We start from the raw sequence: 24,064 nt of genomic DNA, 5'->3' as shown, positions 1-24,064 counted from the left end.
AAATTACACCAATTGATGGAACTGAAAGAACAATTCGAAAGAGCCGCTGCTGAAAGTAAAATGCTGTCAGAAAAGCCCAGCAATGAAACCCTGCTCCAGTTGTATTCATTGTATAAGCAGGCTACCGAAGGAGATAATAACAGTGAAGCGCCAACCAATCCTTTTGATTTTGTTGCCAAGGCAAAGTATGAAGCATGGGCTGCGTTAAAAGGCAAGAGCACCAATGCCGCGATGCAGGAATATATTGCCCTGGTTGATAAGTTGAAATCGAATTAGTATTTCTCTATACATTAAAATAGTTTGCCGCAAACTCCGGCATCCTGTGTGCGCGGGATGATTCAGGACTATAACCATTAAGAAGTTAAGCAACATTAAGACCAGTTATCAGGCATCCTTAATTCCCTTAATTTCTTAATGGTTGTATATATACGCAAATGATCATTGCGTGTATCCATGACAGGAAACAGAATCTGCAACATCATATACTATTACTATACCTTTAGCTCATCACTCCTCTGAAGTATCCGGCTGACTCAGCCATACCCGGCAAAGCGTCTTTCATATCTTTTTCATATTCAATGCTGCATTTTCCTTTATAATTTATTGCACGCAGTGCTTTTACAAAAGCCGGAAAATCTATTACACCTCGTCCTAATTCAATGGCTTTACCGTCTGCTTTTGCAGCATTTACATCTTTTATATGCAGATCAAATAACCTGTCAGCATAAGCAGCTACCACTTTTGCAAGATCAGCGCCGGCTCTCACCGCATGGCCAATATCAAGACACAAACCCATACGTTTATCCATTTTATTGATGCGGTCATATACATCCTTAGGCCCAGGATATAATTTATCTTCCGGACCATGATTGTGTATTGCTATTTTAATATCATACTCTTTTACTTTCTTTTCAGTATATGCAAGCAACTCATAAGTTGGAACACCAACAAGTAAACCAACACCTACTTTTTTGGTATAAGCAAAAGCCCGGTCAACCTCGGCTTCACTCCTCATATAAATAACACCCGTTGCATATACATTGATGCCTCCGGCTTTAAATGCCCCCAATACTTCATCTATTTTTTCCTGACTGCTGTCGAGCGGTAAATGAAAATCTTTTAAAGACAGGTTATATATCCCAATGCGGTTCATCATCGCTATGGTTTGCTCCAGAGAATAATTTACAAACGAATAACCCGCCATTCCTGTTTCCAGGAACGATTTTTTAGCGTCATCTCTTCTAACAGCTTTATTTGCAGCTGCAGCATAAGGCAGCAAAGAAGAAGCGGATAAAGCAATCGCTGAACTTTGAATAAATTTCCTTCTTGATGGCATGATCTGTGTTTTTATAAAGATTGAAAGAATTAAGGTAGTAAATTTTCGGTGTGATTTGTGCAACGATTATTTAAATTACAGTAGTTTGTAAGCTGCCGTACAATAAAAGTTGATTATGCCTTTTAAAAACTTCTCTTTTAAAAACATAGCTTCTGAAACATTTACCCAGGCAACAGCGTCTCTTATACTTACGTGGAAAGAAATATCGGCACTATTTGGCTTAAAACAAGACGTATACAAAAATCCTTTACACCGTCCGCTGCAAAAACCGGTAACTGCTATTTTAATAGGCGCAGGAAACAGGGGTAATATTTATGCTGATTACGCATTGATCCACCCTGATGAATTGAATATAGTAGGCGTGGCCGAACAGGATGCCATACGAAACGGAAGATTTGTACGCAAACACAATATAGCGGCAGACAAAAGATTTTACAACTGGCAGCAGGTTTTTGAAAGAGAAAAATTTGCTGATGCCGTTATTATTGCCACCCCGGATTTTTTACATGCCGAACCATGCTTAAAAGCGCTTGAAGCCGGCTATGATGTATTACTGGAAAAACCCATCGCTCTTACCGAGGCAGAATGCAGGCAGATATTTGACAAAGCAAAATCCACCGGCAGAATTGTTGGTGTTTGCCATGTGCTGCGATACTCACCTTATTTCAGGCAGCTTAAAGAGATCATCAGTTCCAAAACCATAGGGGATATTGTAAGCGTGCAGCACATGGAACCTATTGGTTACGCACATATGGCACATTCGTATGTAAGAGGCAACTGGCATAACAGCGAAAAAACATCACCGATAGTACTGGCAAAGTCATGCCATGATACGGATATATTAAGATGGCTGATAAACGAGCCTGTTGAAGACATTCAATGCTTTGGAGGATTAAAATTATTCAGGAAGGAAAATGCACCGGCAGGAAGCAAGCCGAGATGCACGGATGGCTGTGCTGTTGAATCTACCTGCCCGTTTTCAGCATTACAAATCTATTACAGGGACAGGAAGAGATTATATGTATTTGATTTGCCCGAGCGGAGAAGAAACTGGGATTACATTATTCTTAAAAAACTAAAAACAACGGACTATGGCCGCTGTGTGTTTGATATGGATAATGATCAGCCTGACCATCTTACCATTAACATGCGCTTTGGCAATAATATTACCGCAGCTTTTTCAATGGAAGGGCTAACGTCGTATGAAGGCCGCCGCACAAGCATTATGGGAACAAAAGGCGATATAACAGGTGATATGGAAACATATACGATCACGGATTTCAGAAGCGGGCAAAAAACAACATGGAGTTTAAAAACAGATTTTCACGGTGGTGGTGATCACCGGCTAGTGCAGGATTGGGTACAGGCTGTTGCACATAATGATGCACAGATATTATCTTCAACCATTGATGTATCAGTGGTAAGCCATTTAATGGCTTTTGCTGCTGAACGCAGCAGGCTCAACCATACCATTGAAGAAGTGAAGCTGTATAAATAACCTGGATAAACTAAGCCAGCGCTTTAACCCCGTCTCCTATCATTGATTTATACACCGAAGGCGCATAGCCTATTTTATTAGTATAAAAGGCAATGATCTCCTTATAAAAATTATCATATTGATCTTTGTTCACCAACGCTATTGCACAGCCGCCAAACCCGGCGCCGGTCATTCTTGCGCCTGTAACATGTTTATTGGTGCGGCAGTATTCAACAACCACATCAAGTTCCCTGCCCGACACCTCATATAAATACTGCAACGAATCATGTGAAGCATACATGAGCTTACCAAACGCGGAAAGATTGCCCGCTGCCAACGCTTTAGCAGCTTGTTTTACACGCTGGTTTTCTTCAACCACATGCTGCGCTCTTTTGCGAACAATATCATCCTTAATAAGATGCTGATGAGCAGTAAAAGCCTGTGAATCCATATCACACAAATAGGTTGCCTCCACTTCCACGTTTAACGCTTTAAGCGCCGCATTGCATTCATTTACTCTTTCATTGTATTTCGACTCAGCCAGCTTGCGGGGCTTATTGGTATTAATGATGGCCAGCACATTATCTCCCAAACTACAATCAACCGCAGTATATTCAAGCGTATCACAATTAAGCTGCAGGGCTTTATTTACTTCGCCAAAAGCAACTGCAAACTGATCCATAATACCGGAGTTTAACCCGATGAAATTATTCTCAACATCTTTAGAAAGCTTCACTAACGCCAGCTTTGAAAAGCCTGAATTCAATAAAACATTAAGTGCAAAAGCCGTGACAATCTCTATAGAAGCAGATGATGAAAGCCCGGAACCGATAGGAATATTCCCGAAAAAAAGCATATCAAAACCTTTGACCTTCTTACCGGATTTCAAAAACCTGTCTATTACACCAACCGGGTAATTATACCAAAGCGTTTCTCTTTTAGTATAACTATCCTGCACTTCAATATCCAGGGTTTCATCAAAATTCACACTCCTGAACCTGAATATATTTGTTGTATTGGGAGCAATAAGTAAATATGTACCAAAAGTAATGGCGCATGGCATTACAAGCCCGCCATTGTAATCAATATGTTCGCCTATAAGATTTACGCGTCCCGGCGCAAAAAAAACATTCGTATGCACGTGCCCAAAAGCCAGTTTAAATTTCTCCGCAAGCTGATCAATCATTAGCGTATTTTATGAGCGGCAATATTACTATAAAATGTGTTACCATATTTCTCACAGATTCTACGGATTTTCTCATTCAAACAATATAATTCTGAAAAATCTGCAGGAGCAATGATTGCAAAATCAGTAAATATTGTAACTTAACCCTATTTCAATCCCTTTTGCCAATGAAACATTTTATCCTCATTGTAGGTATAATTGCAGCAGCAGTTGTTAATTATCAATATCAAAAAAAGGATCAGCTTTTCAGCAATACCCAGCAAAAGCCAAAGTGGGAGGTTTTGTTTGATGGCAAGGATATATCAAAATGGCGACAGGCATATAAAGACAGCGTTCCCCCTCTGGGGTGGGTAACAGAAGGCAATACTCTATCTGTGCTGAAAGGCAGAAAAGGCGGCGATATCATTACCCGCGAAACCTATCAGAATTTTGAGCTTGTTTTTGATTTTAAACTTACGGAAGCCGCCAACAGCGGAATAAAATATCACGTTAACCTTATTGAGAATACACAAACAAAAAAATCATCCATGATGGGTATAGAGTACCAGGTAATTGATGATTACAATCACCCTGAAATAAAAGATCATCCCAACAGTACATCATCAACAGGCGCGGCCTATTTGCTGTATCCGCCCGTTGGTAAAAAGCTGAAACCTGCGGGTGAATGGAATACCGCAAAAATTATTGTAAAAGGCAATTACGCTGAACATTGGCTGAACGGCATAAAAATCGTTACTTACTTTAAAGGCACGGATGAGTTCAATAAAAAAATAAGTGAAACAAAATTTAAGGACTATCCTGAATACGCGAAATCAAATTCAGGGCATATTATGCTTACTGATCATGGCGACCAGGTGTATTTCAGGAATATTAAGGTGAGGAGGATATAGGTGATAGCTGTCGGCTACCAGCTGTCAGCCTTCAGCTATCAGTAATAGTTGCTGAATCTATAAGGTTTGCCGGGCGGCATTACAGCGCTGCAAACCTTAAGGGTTGCTAATGCCCAAAAGCTGAGGGCTGATAGCTAATATCTTTAAATCATACACAATATAAAATTATGACAACTACAGATAAGCATAACGAACGTATCGCGAAAATGACCTTTGCTTCCGTTTATCCCATGTATGTTGAAAAAGTAGAAAAGAAAGGAAGAACAAAAGAAGAGCTGCACCAGGTGATACAATGGCTGACAGGCTTTAACAATAAAAAATTACAGGAACTGATAAAAGAGAAAGTAAATTTTGAAACATTTTTTGAGCAGGCAACACTCAACCCCAATGCCCACCTTATCACCGGCGTGATATGCGGATACCGTATAGAAGAAATTGAGAACCCACTGACAAAGCAGGCAAGGTATTTAGATAAACTGGTAGATGAATTGGCAAAGGGCAGGAAAATGGAAAAGATTTTGAGGGTATAATAAATGTATTTACAGGATTAATGCCCTTCTGCAATCTTTCCAGCGCCATAATGGTTGCAAACAACAAGATTTGCCTCTTTATGCACGCCAATAGCCCCATAACCGAAAACTCCTGTCTCTACAAATTCCCCTTCTTCAATTCCGCAAATGCGTAATCAGCAGCTCTTGCAGAAAATGCCATATAGGTAAGTGAAGGGTTTTGTGTAGAAGTTGATGTCATACATGCACCATCGGTTACAAAAACATTTTTACAATGATGCAACTGATTCCATTTGTTAAGTAAAGATGTTCGGGGATCATTTCCCATGCGCACGCCGCCCATTTCGTGTATATCAAGCCCGGGCGCTTTTTGAGTTCTTGACACTTTTACATTGGTAAAACCGGCTTTTGTAAACATTTCTGAAAACTCATCCTCATAATCTTTGATCATTTTCTGATCATTATCATCATAATCTACAGATATGCTTAACTGTGGTATTCCCCACGCGTCTTTCAGGTTCTTATCCAGCGTTACAAAATTGGTTGCTTTAGGAATCGTCTCCCCCATCATGTGTGAACCTACGCGCCATGGTCCTAATTTGGGGTTAAGCAGGTTTTCTTTTAATGCATCACCAAACCCGGAAGAGTCGGTATCCTGGCTGCGCCGTGCGCTGAAACCAGCAGCATAACCACGCAGAAAATCTGTTTCCTGCTTAAATACATTTCTGAACCTCGGCACATAACCACCACCTACCGGGTTTCTACCGTCGGTTGTAAACTCCTTCATGCCATCATACTCCCCGCTAACGGTTGAACTGTAATTATGGAACGCTACATACTTACCGAGCAGATCACTATCGTTTCCTAAACCATTAGGAAAACGTTTAGAGATGGAGTTGAGCAAAATAAGATTGGTATTAAGCGCGGCAGCATTTACAAAAATTATTTTAGCATAAAATTCTATTTCCTGCTTTGTATTGGCATCAATCACTTTTACACCTGTTGCCTTCCCTTTCTGTTCATCATATATTATGGAATGCACAACAGAAAACGGGCGTAGGGTAAGATTACCTGTTTTCTCAGCCCAGGGAATAGTTGATGCATTACTGCTGAAATAACCGCCAAACGGGCAACCTCTCTGGCACAGGGTTCTGTTCTGGCATTGCCCCCTGCCCTGGTCAAAATGAACCTGCTGAGGCTTGGAAATATGCGCTCCTCTTGCACTGATGATATGCCGGTTCTTATAATTTTTATTTACCTGTTCTTTAAAATAATTTTCAACCGCGTTTAAAGGATAGGAAGGTAAAAACTCTCCATCCGGTAATTCTGCCAATCCATCCCTGTTGCCGGAAATACCCGCGAATTTTTCTACATGACTGTACCAGGGAGCAATATCTTTATAACGTATCGGCCAATCAACAGCAAAGCCATCACGTGCAGGACCTTCAAAATCAAAATCGCTCCAGCGCTGTGTTTGTCTTGCCCATATCAGCGATTTACCTCCTACCTGGTAGCCGCGTATCCAGTCAAAAGGTTTTTGCTCAATGTAGGGATGTTCTTTATCTTTTAAAAAGAAATGCAGCGTATCTTCCCGGAACGCATAGCAGCGGCTTACTATCGGCGCTTCTTTCTGAATATCCAAAGGCACTTCTCCCCTGTGCTCAAATTCGTAAGGTAATTTATTGGTTGTAGGATAATCTTTGATATGCTTTACATCCCTGCCACGCTCAAGCAGCAGCGTCTTCAAACCTTTTTCTGTAAGCTCTTTTGCAGACCAGCCGCCGCTAATGCCGGAACCTATCACTATGGCATCAAAAGTTCTGTCTTTAATACTATCACCAGTAATTTCGGGCATACGTTATTGTTAGAATGTTTTATTAAGCTTGTTTTGCAGGAAAGTATCCGTTATATCTTCCGGGAACGAGTTCATATTTTTTAAGATCCGTCATCACATATTTAGAATTCATGAACCCCTGTATAATCCTGCGTTTGGCAATCTTCAGAAAAGCGGTGGCTCCTTTTGCATCTCCTTCTTCCTTTGATATCGCGTTAAGCAAATTAATTTTTTGTTTTGGGTCGCATGCTGCAAACGCGCTTCCATATTTGCTTTTCGCTAGCTTATCCATACTATTCAGCCCTTCAATAAAAGCTTTCTGATCTTCTTCATTATGGCAATCATCTACCATTTTTAATATAAACAAATGAAGGTTCAGTTCTTTTGCCCCGGGCTTATTATTTTTTGGAATGATGGTTTCCGCAATTTCTGCAAGCAAAGCCTCCTGGTCTGCATTGATATTTATCTTTTTTAAATCAATGGATGCTTTGCCGGGTTCAGTAGAGCAGGAAGGCATAATAGCTATTCCCCCGGCAATGATCACAAGGCTTTTTATGGCTGATCGTCTTTTCATATTTTAAAGATAAAAATTAGCGGCTATAATCTTTATGCATGATTTTATAAATCCTGGATTGTTTTATACACTTCCGTAAAGGATGGCCCGCTTGCAAACGTTTTCACCTGTTTGCCAAGCTTATTATACATTACAACAAAAGGGAAACGGGTTACTTTATAATAATTTCTTACTACAAATGTTTTCTCTTCTGTACCAACAACAATATTTTTAAAGTTCTGCAGTTCAAACATATCTTCAAACCGCTTCACATCATCTACCGGTAAATAAGTTACCATTACCACCTGCTTATCTGTAAGCAGGGTTTGATAATTATCTACCATTTCTTTGGTAAAATGCTGACAATGCTCGCAATCCGGAGAGAAATAAATTAAGATCACCGGTCCTTTTTTTAATTCCGCCGGCGTAAATGTTTTGCCGTCAGCGAGCTTAATAGAAAAAGGTGCGATCTTATCTGTTTTTGATTTTGATTGCGCGTTAACACTTACCGTACCAATCAATACAAGCGCTAAAAAAAATATTCTGTTCAGCATACACTAATTTATTCCCTAAGATAAGTATTTCTGACCTGAGCTATAAAATAATGGATTTTTTTGATTCGATAATATATTCACAACAGATCCATTTCAATTTTTCGCATACTAAAATGCGGCTTTGTATAAGGCATAGCCCTTCCCTGAACTGGGGTAACAAACTGCCGATTTATTCCGAGCTATAATATAATTGTTAAACATTGTGCTGTAGCCTGCCCCCTACAACCTGTTATAGATGTGCCGATATAGGTCTTTTAAAAGTGATCAACTGGTGCTGGCTTGCCGTATGAATATCTCTCCATATCCTGTTTATTACGGCCCTGGTATCTGCCGCCTCCATTCCGCAATATGGATATAACTGCGATACTATACCGAGCAGCTCTCTCACCATTTTTTTTGAAGTGAAGCTGAGCCTGTTTATCAGGCTAATATCCCAGTTTCTTTCATTTTTACCGGAATTCCACAGCATGTATAAAGCATCATAAAAAACATCCCTGTTCTTTTCTATTATTGAAATAGATCTGCCAAGCAGTTCCAGCATTTCGCTGCTTTGCTCTACAGGAAGCGTTTTATTTCTTATTTTATCTTCAAAAATCCTTCTACACTCGTCCGTAAAATGAACTGCCATCCCGGCTATATTAGCCGCCAGTGTAACTTCAGCAAATGGTATAAAAGGAAAATAGAATACCGGGTCGGGTAATATAGCCTGTGCAGCATCAATAAAAAAACGGCGCTCATCAGGCACAAATAAATCAGTTACCGAAAATGAATGGCTGCCGGTAGCTCTCATGCCCATGCCGTTCCAATCTCTGTTGATCTGCACTTCACCTGCCTTAAATATAAAGCTTGCGGTATTATCAGCAGGCGCGGTATCATCATCCTGCAATACGCAGTTTACAGTAAATGCTGTTGCATGCAAAGATCCCGTAGCATACCTCCATTTTCCATTAATGATGTATCCCCCTTTTGTTTTTTTTGCAATGCCTGTATTAGCGCCACTACCAGCTAAACAAACTTCAGGATCATTAAAAAATAAAGAAACGATATTGCTGTGCAAATACCCGATAAACAAATTAGCGCCGCTGCCAAGCGTTACCGTCCATCCTATACTGCCATCAATCCATGCAAGCCGTTCAAGCAACCGAATAGCTTCAGGCAGTGCAAGCCCAAGCCCGCCAAAGCATTGGGGAACATATATATTAAACCATTTTTCTTTGTAGATTATATCGAGCTGTTCACCTGTTAAACAACCAGCTTGTTCGGCAAGACTGGCTCGAGAACGGAGTGTATCTATATTTTTCCCGGAAACTATTGATAAGGTCTTCATAAAACTTCTTTGCAAAGGTAACCCTAACGCTTAAACGCTGCAAAGGTCTTATACTTTATTATCTGCCGTTAATCAAATAATTATACAGCAGCTTTAGCCAGCTTACTATGCTTATACCCATAAATAAAATAAATGATAAGTCCGAGTAACAGCCAACCGATAAACCAGGCCCAGTTACTTTTTGTCATACCTGTGAGCAGGTACAGGCAGGTGATCAACCCCATTAAAGGTATTAATGAATATTTTTTTATGATGGTAACAATGCTCAGCACAATTGCCAGCATCCAGAAAACAATGAGTGAAATTTTTGGAGTAGCTACATCCATAAAACTCAACTTGCCGGAAGTATAATCTTTATCTCCTGAAAAATCAAGATTGAACATATCAGGAAAATAATTTTCAGATAATACAGCTATAATGATAATGGCAAGTAAGATGATACCCGGAAAAATAAATTGTCCATTAATATAAGGCAGATGAAATCTTCCTTTTATTTTTTCCTTTGGCGGGATGAGCAACACGCCGCCGCATACCAGCACAAATGCAAACAAAGTGGCTATACTGGTAAAATCAAGCACAAAAGTTTTATCTGTGAAGATAATGGGAACGCCCACCACAACGCCGGTAATAATAGTGGAAAAAGAAGGCGTTTTAAATGTATGATGGATTTTCTGAAAAACGGGAGGAAGTAATCCATCCCTGCTCATACCCATCCATATACGCGGTTGCCCCATTTGAAAAACGAGCAGTACACTCGTCATGGCAATTACCGCGCATATTGCTACAAGAAACTGCATCCACCCAATGTTCAGATTTTCCTTTTCAAAAATAAATGCCAGTGGATCGCCAACACCATCAAATTTTGAATAAACCACCGCACCGGTAAGCACAAGAGATAATAATATATATACTACAGTGCAGATAATGAGCGAGGCGATCATACCGCGTGGTAAATCTTTCTGTGGATTTTTACTTTCTTCGGCCAACACACTTACCGCGTCAAAGCCGATATAGGCAAAGAACACACCACTCACTGCAGCCATTACACCACTGAAACCATTAGGCATAAATGAATGTACGCCTTCTTCATTTGCCGGCGTCCAGTTAACCGTAAGCCCGTTTGAAAAAACCATATAACCACCTACCAGTATCACCAGCACCACAACCGCCAGTTTGAGCATCACCATCGCATTACTGAAATTGCGGCTTTCTTTTATTCCCCTGAACACAAGATAAGTGATCAACACATTAATTACAAGCGCCGGTATATCAACAATCATTTTTAATCCGCCAACTACCGGGGCTGTTGTCCACGCGGCTATCAGCTCCTTGTTAGCTGAATTTTCCGCAAATGCTTTTTTGGCTTCATGATAGCTGCATGATAAATATTCGGGGATATGAATATTTAATTTGTGCATCAGCGAAGTAAAATAATCACTCCAGCTATAGGCAACATATATATTGCCTATAGAATATTCCATGATCAATGCCCAGCCAATGATCCAGGCAAATAACTCACCAAAGGAAGCATACGCGTAAGTATATGCACTACCGGCAACGGGTATACGGCTTGCAAATTCAGAATAACAAAGCGCGGTAAAGCTGCAGGCAATACCACATATAATAAACAATACCACCACACCAGGACCGCCGCTGAATACCGCCGCGCCCAAACTGCTGAAACTTCCTGCACCTATAATAGCAGCAATACCAAAAAAAGTGAGGTCACGCATAGTGAGCACTCTTTTTAAGCCGCCGCCTTCGTGCACATCATCATTACCTTCGGCAAGAATTGAAGAAATCTTTTTAGTCCTGAACAGGGAATTGAACATCCGGTATTAGTTTGGTGAGTTTATTTATCCAAAATAAATTAAAAATATTTACCGGGCAAAAGCAAACGGGTGTATTTCAGATTTTCGCATATAGGTACGACTGCAACGGCAGTCCCCTCCTGCCTCGGGGTAACAGGCTACGGTGCAATGCCGAACTATATTACTATTGCCAGGCATTTGTATCAATGCTGAACAACGCACCGCTGCTGTCATGCCGAGGCACGAGGCATCTGCATATGACTGCCCAATTCGCGAAAATTTGAAATATACCCAGGCAAACCCTAAACGTCATTTATATAGGCTGAAGTTTAGCTACTTTAGAATCAACTATTACTTTATCATGCTCAAAGCCGGGCTTTGTTCTCCATTATTTAATACTCCCTTTGCACCAGGAAGCCCGCAAGTTCCTGCAAGGGCTTTTTTCTTGAACTGATAACAGCAATATCATCCAGGTGCTTTAAAGCGATGTCAAGATATTTATCTTTCAGGCCTTTTGACCATGAATCTACTTTACTATCTCTGAATATCTGTAATGTTTTGGCAACCTTATCAGGAGCATTGCCGGATATAAGGCCAAGTAGTTCCTTTTTCTGTGATGCGGACGCTACTTCGAGGGCATGTATAAGCAAAAAAGTTTTTTTATTAGCCAATATATCTCCTCCCGGTTGCTTGCCAAATTTCTGAGGGTCACCAAAAGCATCTAAATAATCATCCTGCACCTGGAAAGCGATGCCCAGGTTCTTTCCAAATTCATATATCAGATCCTGGTTACCTTCTCCGCTGCCACCGATTATCGCACCCATCTGCAGGCTGGCAGCTAAAAGCACTGATGTTTTCAATGTAATCATATGCAGATACTCTTCCAATGTTACATTATCTCTTTTTTCAAAATCCATATCCAGTTGCTGTCCTTCACATAATTCTTTAGCTGTTTTATTGAATATGTTCATGAGCTTATGCAGATACGGCGCATTTATTTTGCTGAGGCATTCATAAGAAGTGATCATCATTACATCACCTGCAAGCAATGCCGTAGGCTCGTTATATTTTGCATGAACGGTTTGCATACCACGCCGCAGCGTAGCCTTATCCATAATATCATCGTGAATAAGTGTGAAGTTGTGAAAGAGTTCTATAGCGTCCGCAACATGCCATGCATCAGGATATATATCACCAAACAATTCATTCGCCATTAAACACATTACCGGGCGCACCCTTTTACCGCCCATAGAAAGAAAATATTCCGCAGGCTCATATAAAGAAGGAACTGTACCCGGGAAATGACGTGTATTGAATCTCTGTGCAAACTGCTTTGTAAGTTCTTCAAATGAGAACATAATGGTAAACCTGTTTAAACTTTTATTTTTAACCCCAATCTTTATTTTCTTTTTCCCTTCTTTGTTTTTTTAGAAGAAGGTTTTTGCTGCGCTGTACCATTTGCCGCAATATCACCCGGCTTTATCACCCATTCATAATCCAGCTGCCGTTTACCTAAATTAGCGGCAATTACTTTTATCCAAACCTTATCTCCCATTCTGAATGTACGGCCGCTTCTGCGCCCTGCAAGGCAATATTCTGATTCTATCAACCTGAAATCATCATAATCAAGCAGGCTTTGTATACTTACCAAACCTTCGCATTTATGCGCCACCGTTTCTACCCAAAAACCAAACCCGGCCACACCACTGATCACGCCCTCAAATTCATCGCCGATATAATCCTGCATAAATTCTACCTGCTTGTATTTATTTGCTGCACGCTCTGCGTCCATTGCCGCTCTTTCCCGCTCACTGCTGTGCCTGCATTTTTCTTCCATCTTTTTATCAGGATTCATCTTCCCGTCCAGCACTTCCTGTAAAATCCTGTGCACCAGAATGTCAGGATAACGGCGGATTGGCGAAGTAAAATGGCAATAATGCTCAAAGCCCAAACCATAATGCCCGATATTGTCTTTGGTATATACGGCTTTTGCCATTGTGCGTATGCCCAACTGCTCCAGCACATGCTGTTCAGGCTTGCCCTGCACTTCTGCCAGCATTTTATTAAATGACGCGGCGATTCCTTCCGGTGATTTTGTATCAAACTTATGCCCGAATTTTTTTGCAAAATCCACGAACGGTAAAAGTTTTTCTTCATCAGGTGTATCATGCACACGATAAGGAAAAGGCAGCGGATGCTTATTCACTTTTACTTTAGCTACATCTTCCGCAACAGTTCTGTTGGCGAGTAACATAAATTCTTCGATCAGTTGATGCGCCTCCTTGCTTTCCTTAACTACTATACCAACAGGCTTACCATTCTCATCCAGTTTAAACCGTACTTCCTGGGAGGAAAAATTGATAGCGCCATTTTTAAACCTTTGCCTGCGGAATTTTTGCGCCAGGTCATTCAGAAAAAGTACTTCATCTTTATATAAACCCTCTTTCTTTTCAATAATCTCCTGCACTTCTTCATACGTAAACCGGTGGTCAGAATATATAATTGTTCTGCCCAGCCAATGGCTTTTTACTTCTCCTTTGGCATTGATTTGAAATATGGCGGAAAAGGTAAGTTTCTCCTCCTTAGGGCGGAGTGAGCATAACACATTCGATATATGTTCAGGCAACATAGGCAATACCCTGTCAGGCAAATACACTGAGGTTGCTCTCTGGTATGCATTTTTATCAAGCGGCGTATCCGGCTCTATATAATAGCTCACATCAGCTATATGCACACCAATTTCATATACGCCATTTTTTAATTTCCTGTAGCTGATGGCATCATCAAAATCTTTTGCATCAACAGGGTCAATCGTAATGGTGAATATATCACGCATGTCTTTCCGTTTCTTTATCTCGGATGCCGGTATTGCATCAGGTATTCTTGCTGCTTCTTCGAGTGCATCATCGTCAAAATTCAGCTCAAAACCTGCATCCACCAGTATCTCTTTCATCGCCATATCATTTTCATCACCGGCATTCAGGATACTTATCACTTCTCCGTTAGGACTTCTGTCCCTGCTGTTCCATTCGGTTATGCGCACTACTACCCTGTCTCCGTTTTTTGCCCCATTTGTTTTATCACCAGGTATGTACATATCCAGCGTTCCTTTTGCCTTATCAGGAATAAAAAAACCGAAGTCTTTGTTCAGTTCCAGCCGCCCTACAAATTCTGATTGTTTTCTCTCTACAACTTCTGTTATCTCTCCCTCCATTCTTCCGGAGCGTCCCTCTCGTGTAATTTTAACGCTTACACGATCGCCGTGCAGGGCATGATTAAAGTCCTGCGGACGAATAAAAATATCTTTCTCCCTGTTTTCTACTATCACATAACCAATGCCGGAACGCGTAACATCAAGCGTGCCGGTAAGTGTGCCGTGTGAAGTTTTGCTTTTGGTGTTCTTACTATTCTTTCTCCCCATAAACGAGATTATGATTTTACTTTAAAATCCTTAATGAATTTCTTTACTAAATAATTAAATTCTCCTGATCCGTTAAATAAAAAATACGGCTCTATCGGTAAAACATATACAGGCATATCTTTTAACTCAGCCTGAAATTTTATCAAACGTACAGCATCCTTTTCTGTTACTATTATTATTTTTTGCGATGACGCAATGGCATCAAACTGTTTTTTAATATGCCTGAGATCATCTATTGTAAATATATAATGATCCCTGTAATGCAACACGGAGAGCTCATTCACCCTTTCTTTTATAAATGCCTTTAATGGTTTTGGATTGGCAATACCGCAAACCAGTAATACATCCGTCTGTTCATTTAATACCACCCCTTCTTTTGTCACCAGGTGATATGGTGCTCCGTACTTAATACCTGTGAAGAATAAGTGCTGTTCCGGCAAAGCTTTGATTTTATCTGCAACAATATCTTTTTCTTCGCTGCTGATATCCTGCGGGCACTTAGTAACCACAATAATATCGGCTCGTTTATAGCTGCTTTTTGCATCGCGAAGATTACCCGTAGGCAAAAAGAAATCTTTATAAAAAGGATTGTTATAATCCGTGAGCAATATATTTAACCCTGCATCTACCTGCCTGTGCTGAAACGCGTCATCCAGGATAATAACATCGGTTCCGGGTTTATCATATAATATCTGCGGAACAGCAAAAGCCCTTTCTTCACAAACAGCTACCATTACGCCCGGAAATTTATTATGGAACTGCATTGGTTCATCACCGATGTCTATTGCTGTTGTTCTTTCATCAGCCAAAACATAACCACGTGTTTTTCTTTTATAGCCACGGCTTAACGTTGCAATATTATATTCCGGTAAAAGCAGCCGAATAAGATATTCAACCATTGGCGACTTACCTGTGCCGCCTACAGAAAGATTACCAACAGCTATAAGCGGAAAATTAAACCTGCTTGATTTGATTATGTTTTTGTTGTACAGCCAGTTCCTGGCTTTAACCGCTAACCCGTAAAACAATGCGAACGGAAACAACATCATCCTTACTATTTTCATCCAGGCAGTATTAAAATTCATAGATGCGGTATGGCGTTACGCAATACGTTAAAGGTATATCAAATTCATCGGTATCGTCTATATGATCTGCAGCATCAAAAAAACTTAAACCGATTTTTATTACATCTTCACGGCATTGCGATAAAAAACGGTCATAGTATCCCTTACCGTATCCAACCCTGCTGCCCTTACCGTCAAATGCCAGCAAAGGCACCAAAACCATATCAATCACCTTGGCATCAATAATTTCTCCTTCTTCAGGTTCCATTATGCCGTATTTGTTTTTCTTCAGCACAGTATCATCATTATATAAATAATTGGTCATGGTATTTGTATGCAGATCTGTTTTTGGAATTACAACCTGTAAACCCGGGTTACAAAATTCCATAAAATCAATAATAGGAAATGTATCTACTTCTTTATTAGAATGAACAGGCAGGTAAGTATGCAGGTATTCAATAAAAGGCAAAGATAGTTTTTGAAACCGGATCAATACGAGATCCTGTAACTTTTCAATTTCATTATCTTTTATTTCAATTCTTTTTTGTTTGTACAGTATCCTGGTATCTTTTTTCGTCATGAAGTTTTTTTCTTTTCATAATTAAAAAGGTTTCAGGAAGATATTGGAAGGAACATTTTTTATTTTTCCCGCAGCGAACGCGACGGTGCGGCGCTAAGCAAAATTTTCTTTACGTTCTTTATTCATCTCTGCGCACTTTGCGTGAAACTCCATCTTCACTTATTTATAAACACTGAAAACACCGTTGTGCCATAATTACGCGATGTTCTGAAATGCGGGAACGCTTCATAATTATTCCGCGGTGTATGCTCCAGCACGAACCATCCATTCTCCTTTAATAAATCATGCTTAAAAATTTCAATGGGCAAATCATCAATATTTCCAAGTGCATATGGCGGTCCGGCAAAAATAAAATCAAAATTTTCAGTACATTGATTAATAAATGTGAAAACATCCATCCTGTATAGCTTAACCATTTTCCTGAACCCCAGCTTACGCAGATTGTCATCAATAAAAGCATACATCTTCGGGTCTTTCTCCACTATTGTAAGATCAGTTGCGCCACGCGATGCCAGCTCATAGCTTATACTTCCTGTTCCACCAAAAAGATCAAGTGTTTTAAGTGAACTGATATCAAGATTATTCTGAAGAATATTGAACAAGCCTTCCCTGGCAATATCAGTAGTAGGCCTGGTATGAGGCATATTTGCAGGTGGGTTTATCCGTCTGCCCCCTGCTGTTCCGCTGATTATCCGCATAATGCCGCATTAAAAATAGAAGTGAAAAAATGAGGAGGGTACTCATCAAATACCTCACTGTATTTAAAATCAGCCGGACGCTGGTCTAACTGCAACAACAAAAAATACTTTTGCAATTCAGCATATACTGCCGAATGATCATCTATCAAACCTGAAATTACAAGTATCACTTTTTCACAATCCACATCAAACCGGCGGCAGATGTTCAACAGATGATATGCTACGTCTTCGGATGTTTCATATTCAAAAGAGCGCATCAACTGAAGATTACCGTCTTTAAAAAGGCTAATAATCAGCTTGTTATTATAAAAAACCGCGTTCAGTTCATCCCCGGTTTCGTGTATGCTCTGCTTCTTTGTTTTTAAAAAACATGAATAACTATGCACAAATTCGGCCGAAGGAAAATGTGCGGCAAAAATATTATGCAGCACTTCCGGCACCCTGTATATATGATATAATTCCCATTCAGCCACATGATCAACAAACTGTTTACCTTTATTCATATCCCCATAAACCAGGCTAAGCGATGGTTCATTGATAGCCGGCATATAAAATTTTTCCGGAACAAGTATGCTATCACTGAAATTGTAGGCAATAATTGTACGGTCATAGGATTTATTCAGCCATTCATTGTGGCTTACCACTTCCCGGCAATGCGTTAATGCGTTATATTTTTCAAGATTAAACTGCTGTAATGCTAAGAATTCCCTTTCTGCTGTGTTTAAAACCATAAAAGTCAGGTGATCTGCACCTATATCTATATATAAGTGACAGCCTGTTGTATCTTCAGGCACAGTTGCGGGTACTTGTATCTGGTAAACAGCACTCAAAATTTAGTCTTTAAGACGGCAATAATAACACATTTGGCTTAAATTTTTGGGCTTTTGTGAATTTGGGGTAAGTTGTAAAGCGCTAAATTTTGTATCGGCAATAGGGTTTCGAACCTTTAAAAGGTTCGAAACCCTATTCAACATTCAGATTACTTGCCTTTAATGCTTTACAAATCTTTTGGAAATTTTCGTATCAAGCCCGCTAACCCTAAGCAAATAGCTTCCTTTAGGAAATGAAATGATGTTAATAACTTCCCTATTTAAGCCTATCTCACAATTTGTCTGCATTTTAAATAATTCAGTGCCAAACGAATTGTAAATAGAAATAGTAACAGGTTTTGATTCGTCTGAATAAAATTCAGCTATCACGGATGAAGCAGCCGGGTTGGGATACAATCTTATACTTTCTCTGCGGACCGCCAGTACCGAAATGGAATCACAAAATGTTCCTTCACAAAGCGAATCCCTTCTTACGATTAAACAAGCATCATATTTTCCATTAACCAGATAAACATGTAAAGGATCTTTTTGTTGATTAGTAATGCTATCACCAAAATTCCATTGGTAGATATAGCCATTATTGTTAGGTTCAGTTAAGTTAACAAATTGAACGTTACTGCTTTCTATTGAGTAGCTAAAGGCAACAGAAATATTACAAATATCTGTTTCGGTTATAACTATCGTTGTATCATAAGAATTAGTACAAGACTGCTGATCAGTTACCCTCAAAATAACCTTGTATATACCGGGTGTTGTGTACAAATAAACAGGATTTTGAAGCGTAGATGTATCACCCGTTCCAAATACCCAGTTATAAGAAATAGACTCATTTCCATGTTCTGTATTATCCGAAAATGATATTCTTGCAGGAATAACGATATCTCTACTGAACGAAAATTTTGCTTTCAAATTGCAGGGAGGGTTCACTGTAATTTCTTTGATAGTTTCTTTCGTACAACCGTTTTGATTTTTGTATCTTAATGTCACTTTATAAGTTCCAGGATTTTTGTATTCATGTGTAAGATGAGTGTTTGTACTGGAATCTCCATCTCCAAAATACCAGATTCCGGAATTTCCAAGTCCAGGATTTATAAGGAAAGTCTCGTCAGCAAAATAAACTTTATTAGGGACCATAGGGTCTGGCACTGAATAGGTGAAAGATAGAGGATATATTGGGCAATCCATTGGAGGAACATCAATGATTTTATAAAAAATTTGTCCGGTGTTTACTTGGCATCTTTGAGATGCAAAGGCTACAAAGTATTTGCCAGGCCCTGGAAATATATAACCCAACTCAGTCTTAGCTGCCCCAACACGCCCGGTAAAGCGCATTGGATCACTCCCTTTTCCCCACTGCCACATGTACGATACATATGGTTGTAAGGTTGAATCATTTTTTACACTTTTTGCAGTAAAAATATAACTCCAAGGAAAAAGTGAATCCTGCTTTACATTCATCACAACATCATCGATCCGTTTAAGTGTAAATTGTTTTATAACAGTATCCGAACAGTTTGTTTTTATATCGTATACAATATGTTTAACTGTATTTTTTATCGAATCTGTATTTACATAATAATAGTCCCAACAACCACCCCCTAAAGAAGTAAATACGCCATAATCATAGATATAAAAATTCTTATTAAATGTTGTAGCACTTTTGGTAGTATAAATGTCCCTATCATTGACGATCCATGTATGTCTTTTATCTGAACTATTTACGTTTGGTTTTCCTTCAAAAGAAACATTCCCATTAGTCCAGTCGTTTAATATAAAATCGGCATCACATGCTTTAGGGAAAGATATCTGAACTGGTTTACAAATCTGGCTGACACAGCCTGTCCTGCGATTTCTGATTGTAAAGCAAGCATTGTAAATTTTGGCTGAATCGTAAGTATGGGTATATCCAAAAGTTGTAGAACCATCTCCCCAATCGCATGCCTGCAGTTCAACGGACTCTTTATTACTTTCTTTTGTTTGATCGAAACTAAAACTAAACGTCAGCATATTTGAGTAAAAAAAGTCAGCTTCGTAAGAAAAATCCAGTGATAGACAATTTTGTGTGCGTTCTATTATGATTTTCAGTTCGGTTGAGTCAACACATTTATCAATTGTATTAAGTACTTTGTGCTTAATAGTATATGTACCTACTCTTTTATACAGATGTTCAGGACTCACATTCACACTATCTATGAACCCATCACCAAAATCCCAGTAATGTTTTACTCCTCCAGCATTGTATCCAGCAAATAATTTGACCGATCCAGTATCAACATCTGTATGAAAGTTTGCTGAACATGGCTGTGTATTAGCTCTGGTGTCGATCAACTGTTTATCGGACGTATCACTAATGTTCCCTTTTTTTACAATAAGAAAAATAGTATCAATTGAATATCTGTCAGTAATGTAAGATGCATCATATTCATTACTAATCAGCGTGGAATTCTTAAACCAACTATACTCATATCCGGGCTTTGATTGATTTGTTAGTATTACTTTATTAGATTCACCAAGCCCTGATAGGTCATGTGTGAAGTTTGCTTCCGGTAATGTTGTTCCTCCTCCGTTGATGCTTAATTCTAAAAAACCATGCGCGCCACCAACCCATATAAGAGATGCATTCAGAAAAAAGAATGCGCCGTGTGAAAATTCATCATAGCTAAAATTATTATCCCTTGGTAAGGGTTCCCAGAATTTACCGCCATCTGTAGTTTTGTACGTATTAAATGAGCTGCCTACACCATATCCAACACTATCATTAATGAATCTAATTGGAGAACCAATCGTGCTTAATCCTCCATTTGGGAGTTTCCAGGAGTTACCGCCATCTTTCGTAATATAAATCCTGCCTGAGATATTCAACCACCCTGTATTTTCACTAATAAAACTCATTCCACTAATTCTGCCTTCAGGAACATTAATAACTTGCCAGGAATTTCCTCCGTCTTCAGTTTTAACTAAACCTTTTTCTCCGGTTACATAGCCAACAAGATCACTAATAAAACTTATATCATTAAATACAGCATTTCGGTCTTCATAAACTATTGACCATGATTGTCCATTATTGGATGTTTTAAGAACACGAATATTATCAATGGCATAACCAACAGATGACTTTGTGGGGAAATCAATTTTTTGTACACCGTCATTTTCCACATTAACTATAACCTGAGCATGATATACAAAATCATAGCTGATGCCTCCATTGGTTGATAAAAGCAATGAGGGTTCGAAACCAAATGAACCAAAAACAAAAATTCTATTTTTATCTATTGCATAAACACCATTAATGTCGAATACAGAAGAGACATTAATAAAACTCCCATCTATGTTTACCTGATCAAGATATCTTTTGTTAAAAGTATAACCGCTATCTTGTGTATACCCTATCCATTTTTTAAATGCTACAAATCCTTCTTTCGCAGATAAAAGATGAATACCAACGATATCATTTTTTGAATCTGAATCCAAATAAATTTTTCTGAATTGCCCTTGAGTAGTAAAGACTATTGACAGAAAAGCAATTAGTATAAAGAATTTAAGCTTCATAAGACGGGCTGAAAATCAAATATAGTAAAAATACCATATCTTTTTCATCCACAATTTTGAATTTTGTGGATTTTGGTTCATTCTTATTGCAGATTTTGCGGTCAACTCCCAGGGATTTCGCTTTTAGAAAAACCTAATAGAAATTGGAGCAGCTACAGGAGATTGCTTCGTCCGCCGCAATATGCCTTCAACTCAAATCTTCGTGTCGGCGGGCTCGCAAGGACGGCGAGGGTGTTTTGAATTTACTATCAACACTAAATCAATGTTTGTAATTTTTCAGCCTGTTACACGTCATTGCGAGCCGCATAATCAAACCAGAAACATAAACCTGCTTCGCGGCGAAGCAATCTCAATTCTTTTATCTACCTTCTTTTATTACTTAACTATATTGTTGTTTGTTTTTTGAGGTTAAAGTATCTTTTAAAAGCGAAATCCCTGGGTCAACTCCTGGCGCAGGGTCTCCCGACCTGTGCCGTGTCATTGCTTTTTTAGCCGAGAAGGATGCAGTCCGAACTTTTCCCCACTAATAATTATACCCCTTTCCCCTATATTTCTACCTTTTAAGGTTAGGTAACATAATCTTATCACCTAAAATCGTAATTTTGCCGATAGTTTAAATGTAGCATTATGATTACGGTTTCAGCTTCTGCTAAGGAGTATATCAATAACCTGCTGGCGCAGGAAAAAAGTGACGGGAACAGCTTTGTGCGTGTAGGCGTAAAAGGTGGCGGCTGCTCCGGGTTGGAATATAAACTGAGCTTTGACAATGAAACCAAAGCCGGTGACGAAATTTTTGAAGACAAAGGCATCAAAATAGTAGTAGATATGAAAAGTCTTTTATATCTCTATGGTACAGAACTGGATTATTCAGGCGGATTGAATGGTAAAGGGTTGACTTTCAACAACCCCAATGCTACCAGAACATGTAGTTGCGGTGAAAGTTTTTCAGTTTAGTTAGAGGTCTTTAATATATACATAACAATTATGTCTAATAAGAGCGACGATATTTTAGAGGAGTACAGTAATAAGGAATACGAATTTGGTTTCGTAACGGATATAGAAATGGAGGTTGCACCCAAAGGATTAAGTGAGGAAACCATCCATTTTATCTCTAACAAGAAAAGTGAGCCACAATGGTTGCTCGACTGGCGTTTGAAAGCATACCAGTCTTTCCTTAAACAACCTGAACCACACTGGCAGAATTTTGAATTGCCTAAGGTTGATTTCCAGGACATTTCATATTATGCCGCACCAAAATCAGGCGCAAAGTATAAAAGCCTGGATGAGGTTGATCCTGAACTCATCGCCACATTTGAAAAACTGGGTATTCCACTTTCAGAACAAAAAGTATTGGCAGGCGTAGCAGTAGACGCTGTATTCGACAGCGTATCTGTTGCTACCACGTATAAAGAAACTTTAAAAGAACACGGTATTATTTTCTGCTCCATCAGCGAAGCGGTAAAAGAACATCCTGAACTGGTGCAGAAATATCTCGGCACGGTTGTTCCGCATTCCGATAATTTATACGCCGCATTGAATGCCGCTGTTTTTTCAGACGGTTCATTTGTATATATTCCCAAAGGCGTTCGTTGCCCGATGGAATTATCTACCTATTTCAGAATCAACACCCAAAATACCGGGCAGTTCGAGCGTACATTGATTGTAGCAGATGAAGGAAGCTATGTTAGCTATCTTGAAGGTTGCACTGCGCCGAAAAGAGATGAAAACCAACTGCACGCCGCGGTGGTTGAGCTGATAGCGATGGAAAACGCGGAGATTAAATACAGTACAGTACAAAACTGGTATCCCGGCGATAAAGATGGCAATGGCGGCATATACAACTTTGTAACCAAACGCGGCGTTTGCCGTGGCGCTCATGCAAAAATTTCATGGACGCAGGTTGAGACCGGCTCTTCTATCACCTGGAAATACCCGAGCGTGATTTTGCAGGGCGATTATTCTTCCGGCGAGTTTTACTCCGTTGCCGTTACAAAAAATAAGCAGATCGCAGATACCGGCACCAAAATGTTTCATATAGGTAAAGGCACTAAGAGCCGTATTATTTCAAAAGGTATTTCGGCAGGCGAGGGACAAAACAGCTATCGCGGATTGGTGCAGGTAAGTGCTAAAGCAGAGCATGCGAGAAATTTTACGCAATGCGATTCTTTACTGATCGGCGATCGTTGCGGAGCACACACTTTTCCATATATCGAATCAAAGAATAGCACGGCAACTATAGAACACGAAGCTACCACTTCAAAAATTGGAGAAGACCAGATATTCTATTTGAACCAGAGAGGCATTGATACGGAAAAAGCGGTGGCACTGATAGTGAATGGCTATGCAAAAGAAGTATTAAACCAACTGCCAATGGAGTTTGCGGTTGAAGCGCAGAAGTTGCTTTCTATTTCACTGGAAGGCAGCGTTGGCTAAAAAATATAAACC

General features: G+C 39.5%; 20 protein-coding genes. 6 read left to right on the top strand and 14 right to left on the bottom strand.

Annotation, left to right across the window (positions count from 1 at the left end; translation table 11 throughout):
* Positions 1 to 15: 15 nt before the first annotated feature.
* The gene (locus tag DC498_RS19330; RefSeq protein WP_206197700.1) at positions 16 to 276 is read left to right on the top strand and encodes an acyl-CoA-binding protein; all 261 of its coding nucleotides are present in this window, start codon (positions 16 to 18) and stop codon (positions 274 to 276) included.
* A gap of 223 nt (positions 277 to 499) precedes the next feature.
* On the opposite strand, the gene DC498_RS19325 is transcribed toward DC498_RS19330, so the two are convergent.
* The gene (locus tag DC498_RS19325; RefSeq protein ID WP_116875804.1) at positions 500 to 1,336 is read right to left on the bottom strand and encodes a sugar phosphate isomerase/epimerase family protein; all 837 of its coding nucleotides are present in this window, start codon (positions 1,334 to 1,336) and stop codon (positions 500 to 502) included.
* A gap of 115 nt (positions 1,337 to 1,451) precedes the next feature.
* Here DC498_RS19325 and DC498_RS19320 point away from each other — a divergent pair, with 115 nt between their 5' ends.
* Complete coding sequence (locus tag DC498_RS19320) at positions 1,452 to 2,834, top strand: Gfo/Idh/MocA family protein (RefSeq protein WP_116875803.1); 1,383 nt, start codon at positions 1,452 to 1,454, stop codon at positions 2,832 to 2,834.
* A gap of 10 nt (positions 2,835 to 2,844) precedes the next feature.
* Here DC498_RS19320 and DC498_RS19315 read toward each other — a convergent pair whose 3' ends face one another.
* The gene (locus tag DC498_RS19315; protein WP_116875802.1) at positions 2,845 to 3,999 is read right to left on the bottom strand and encodes a galactokinase; all 1,155 of its coding nucleotides are present in this window, start codon (positions 3,997 to 3,999) and stop codon (positions 2,845 to 2,847) included.
* Positions 4,000 to 4,166: 167 nt separating this feature from the next.
* On the opposite strand from DC498_RS19315, the gene DC498_RS19310 reads away from it, so the two are divergent.
* Entirely contained in the window at positions 4,167 to 4,889 is a 723-nt protein-coding gene (locus DC498_RS19310) for a 3-keto-disaccharide hydrolase (RefSeq protein WP_116875801.1), read from the top strand.
* Positions 4,890 to 5,056: 167 nt separating this feature from the next.
* On the top strand, positions 5,057 to 5,419 hold the full coding sequence (locus tag DC498_RS19305; RefSeq protein ID WP_116875800.1) for a DUF2200 domain-containing protein: 363 nt from the start codon (positions 5,057 to 5,059) through the stop codon (positions 5,417 to 5,419).
* 118 nt (positions 5,420 to 5,537) lie between these two features.
* Here DC498_RS19305 and DC498_RS19300 read toward each other — a convergent pair whose 3' ends face one another.
* From DC498_RS19300 to DC498_RS19245, 12 genes are all read right to left on the bottom strand, one after another.
* Positions 5,538 to 7,253 (bottom strand): GMC oxidoreductase, encoded by a 1,716-nt coding sequence (locus tag DC498_RS19300; protein WP_116875799.1) that lies wholly within the window; start codon positions 7,251 to 7,253, stop codon positions 5,538 to 5,540.
* A gap of 22 nt (positions 7,254 to 7,275) precedes the next feature.
* Entirely contained in the window at positions 7,276 to 7,806 is a 531-nt protein-coding gene (locus DC498_RS19295) for a gluconate 2-dehydrogenase subunit 3 family protein (protein ID WP_116875798.1), read from the bottom strand.
* Positions 7,807 to 7,850: 44 nt separating this feature from the next.
* Positions 7,851 to 8,339 carry a thioredoxin family protein gene (locus tag DC498_RS19290; protein ID WP_116875797.1) on the bottom strand — a complete coding sequence of 163 codons (489 nt, stop codon included), beginning with the start codon at positions 8,337 to 8,339 and terminating at the stop codon, positions 7,851 to 7,853.
* 229 nt (positions 8,340 to 8,568) lie between these two features.
* The gene (locus DC498_RS19285) at positions 8,569 to 9,666 is read right to left on the bottom strand and encodes an acyl-CoA dehydrogenase (RefSeq protein WP_116875796.1); all 1,098 of its coding nucleotides are present in this window, start codon (positions 9,664 to 9,666) and stop codon (positions 8,569 to 8,571) included.
* Between the two features lie 80 nt (positions 9,667 to 9,746).
* Positions 9,747 to 11,498, bottom strand: a complete 1,752-nt coding sequence (locus DC498_RS19280) for an amino acid permease (protein ID WP_116875795.1) — start codon at positions 11,496 to 11,498, stop codon at positions 9,747 to 9,749.
* 371 nt (positions 11,499 to 11,869) lie between these two features.
* Complete coding sequence (locus DC498_RS19275) at positions 11,870 to 12,835, bottom strand: polyprenyl synthetase family protein (RefSeq protein ID WP_116875794.1); 966 nt, start codon at positions 12,833 to 12,835, stop codon at positions 11,870 to 11,872.
* Between the two features lie 41 nt (positions 12,836 to 12,876).
* Positions 12,877 to 14,898, bottom strand: a complete 2,022-nt coding sequence (rnr, locus tag DC498_RS19270; RefSeq protein WP_116875793.1) for a ribonuclease R — start codon at positions 14,896 to 14,898, stop codon at positions 12,877 to 12,879.
* A gap of 8 nt (positions 14,899 to 14,906) precedes the next feature.
* Entirely contained in the window at positions 14,907 to 15,962 is a 1,056-nt protein-coding gene (lpxK, locus tag DC498_RS19265; protein WP_240628052.1) for a tetraacyldisaccharide 4'-kinase, read from the bottom strand.
* A 10-nt stretch (positions 15,963 to 15,972) separates the two neighbouring features.
* Complete coding sequence (locus DC498_RS19260; RefSeq protein ID WP_116875791.1) at positions 15,973 to 16,542, bottom strand: 5-formyltetrahydrofolate cyclo-ligase; 570 nt, start codon at positions 16,540 to 16,542, stop codon at positions 15,973 to 15,975.
* 155 nt (positions 16,543 to 16,697) lie between these two features.
* Positions 16,698 to 17,240, bottom strand: coding sequence for an RsmD family RNA methyltransferase (locus DC498_RS19255; protein ID WP_116875790.1), 543 nt, complete (start codon positions 17,238 to 17,240; stop codon positions 16,698 to 16,700).
* The gene (locus DC498_RS19250) at positions 17,231 to 18,070 is read right to left on the bottom strand and encodes a DUF3822 family protein (RefSeq protein ID WP_165813902.1); all 840 of its coding nucleotides are present in this window, start codon (positions 18,068 to 18,070) and stop codon (positions 17,231 to 17,233) included. The genes DC498_RS19255 and DC498_RS19250 overlap by 10 nt, the downstream gene beginning before the upstream one ends.
* A 159-nt stretch (positions 18,071 to 18,229) precedes the next feature.
* The gene (locus tag DC498_RS19245) at positions 18,230 to 21,619 is read right to left on the bottom strand and encodes a PKD domain-containing protein (protein ID WP_116875788.1); all 3,390 of its coding nucleotides are present in this window, start codon (positions 21,617 to 21,619) and stop codon (positions 18,230 to 18,232) included.
* 627 nt (positions 21,620 to 22,246) lie between these two features.
* Here DC498_RS19245 and DC498_RS19240 point away from each other — a divergent pair.
* Both DC498_RS19240 and sufB read left to right on the top strand, forming a co-directional pair.
* On the top strand, positions 22,247 to 22,573 hold the full coding sequence (locus tag DC498_RS19240; RefSeq protein WP_116875787.1) for a HesB/IscA family protein: 327 nt from the start codon (positions 22,247 to 22,249) through the stop codon (positions 22,571 to 22,573).
* A 30-nt stretch (positions 22,574 to 22,603) separates the two neighbouring features.
* Entirely contained in the window at positions 22,604 to 24,052 is a 1,449-nt protein-coding gene (sufB, locus tag DC498_RS19235) for a Fe-S cluster assembly protein SufB (protein ID WP_116875786.1), read from the top strand.
* Positions 24,053 to 24,064 lie beyond the last annotated feature (12 nt).

This window comes from Terrimonas sp. (genome assembly GCF_003075435.1).
Lineage (GTDB): Bacteria > Bacteroidota > Bacteroidia > Chitinophagales > Chitinophagaceae > Agriterribacter.
This window is presented reverse-complemented; position numbering and strand designations above follow the sequence as displayed.

Coding starts and splice junctions, on each gene's coding strand:
- DC498_RS19330 (WP_206197700.1), top strand. CDS start 16: ATGGAACTGAAAGAACAATTCGAAAGAGCCGCTGCTGAAAGTAAAATG.
- DC498_RS19325 (WP_116875804.1), bottom strand. CDS start 1,336: ATGCCATCAAGAAGGAAATTTATTCAAAGTTCAGCGATTGCTTTATCC.
- DC498_RS19320 (WP_116875803.1), top strand. CDS start 1,452: ATGCCTTTTAAAAACTTCTCTTTTAAAAACATAGCTTCTGAAACATTT.
- DC498_RS19315 (WP_116875802.1), bottom strand. CDS start 3,999: ATGATTGATCAGCTTGCGGAGAAATTTAAACTGGCTTTTGGGCACGTG.
- DC498_RS19310 (WP_116875801.1), top strand. CDS start 4,167: ATGAAACATTTTATCCTCATTGTAGGTATAATTGCAGCAGCAGTTGTT.
- DC498_RS19305 (WP_116875800.1), top strand. CDS start 5,057: ATGACAACTACAGATAAGCATAACGAACGTATCGCGAAAATGACCTTT.
- DC498_RS19300 (WP_116875799.1), bottom strand. CDS start 7,253: ATGCCCGAAATTACTGGTGATAGTATTAAAGACAGAACTTTTGATGCC.
- DC498_RS19295 (WP_116875798.1), bottom strand. CDS start 7,806: ATGAAAAGACGATCAGCCATAAAAAGCCTTGTGATCATTGCCGGGGGA.
- DC498_RS19290 (WP_116875797.1), bottom strand. CDS start 8,339: ATGCTGAACAGAATATTTTTTTTAGCGCTTGTATTGATTGGTACGGTA.
- DC498_RS19285 (WP_116875796.1), bottom strand. CDS start 9,666: ATGAAGACCTTATCAATAGTTTCCGGGAAAAATATAGATACACTCCGT.
- DC498_RS19280 (WP_116875795.1), bottom strand. CDS start 11,498: ATGTTCAATTCCCTGTTCAGGACTAAAAAGATTTCTTCAATTCTTGCC.
- DC498_RS19275 (WP_116875794.1), bottom strand. CDS start 12,835: ATGTTCTCATTTGAAGAACTTACAAAGCAGTTTGCACAGAGATTCAAT.
- rnr (WP_116875793.1), bottom strand. CDS start 14,898: ATGGGGAGAAAGAATAGTAAGAACACCAAAAGCAAAACTTCACACGGC.
- lpxK (WP_240628052.1), bottom strand. CDS start 15,962: ATGAAAATAGTAAGGATGATGTTGTTTCCGTTCGCATTGTTTTACGGG.
- DC498_RS19260 (WP_116875791.1), bottom strand. CDS start 16,542: ATGACGAAAAAAGATACCAGGATACTGTACAAACAAAAAAGAATTGAA.
- DC498_RS19255 (WP_116875790.1), bottom strand. CDS start 17,240: ATGCGGATAATCAGCGGAACAGCAGGGGGCAGACGGATAAACCCACCT.
- DC498_RS19245 (WP_116875788.1), bottom strand. CDS start 21,619: ATGAAGCTTAAATTCTTTATACTAATTGCTTTTCTGTCAATAGTCTTT.
- DC498_RS19240 (WP_116875787.1), top strand. CDS start 22,247: ATGATTACGGTTTCAGCTTCTGCTAAGGAGTATATCAATAACCTGCTG.
- sufB (WP_116875786.1), top strand. CDS start 22,604: ATGTCTAATAAGAGCGACGATATTTTAGAGGAGTACAGTAATAAGGAA.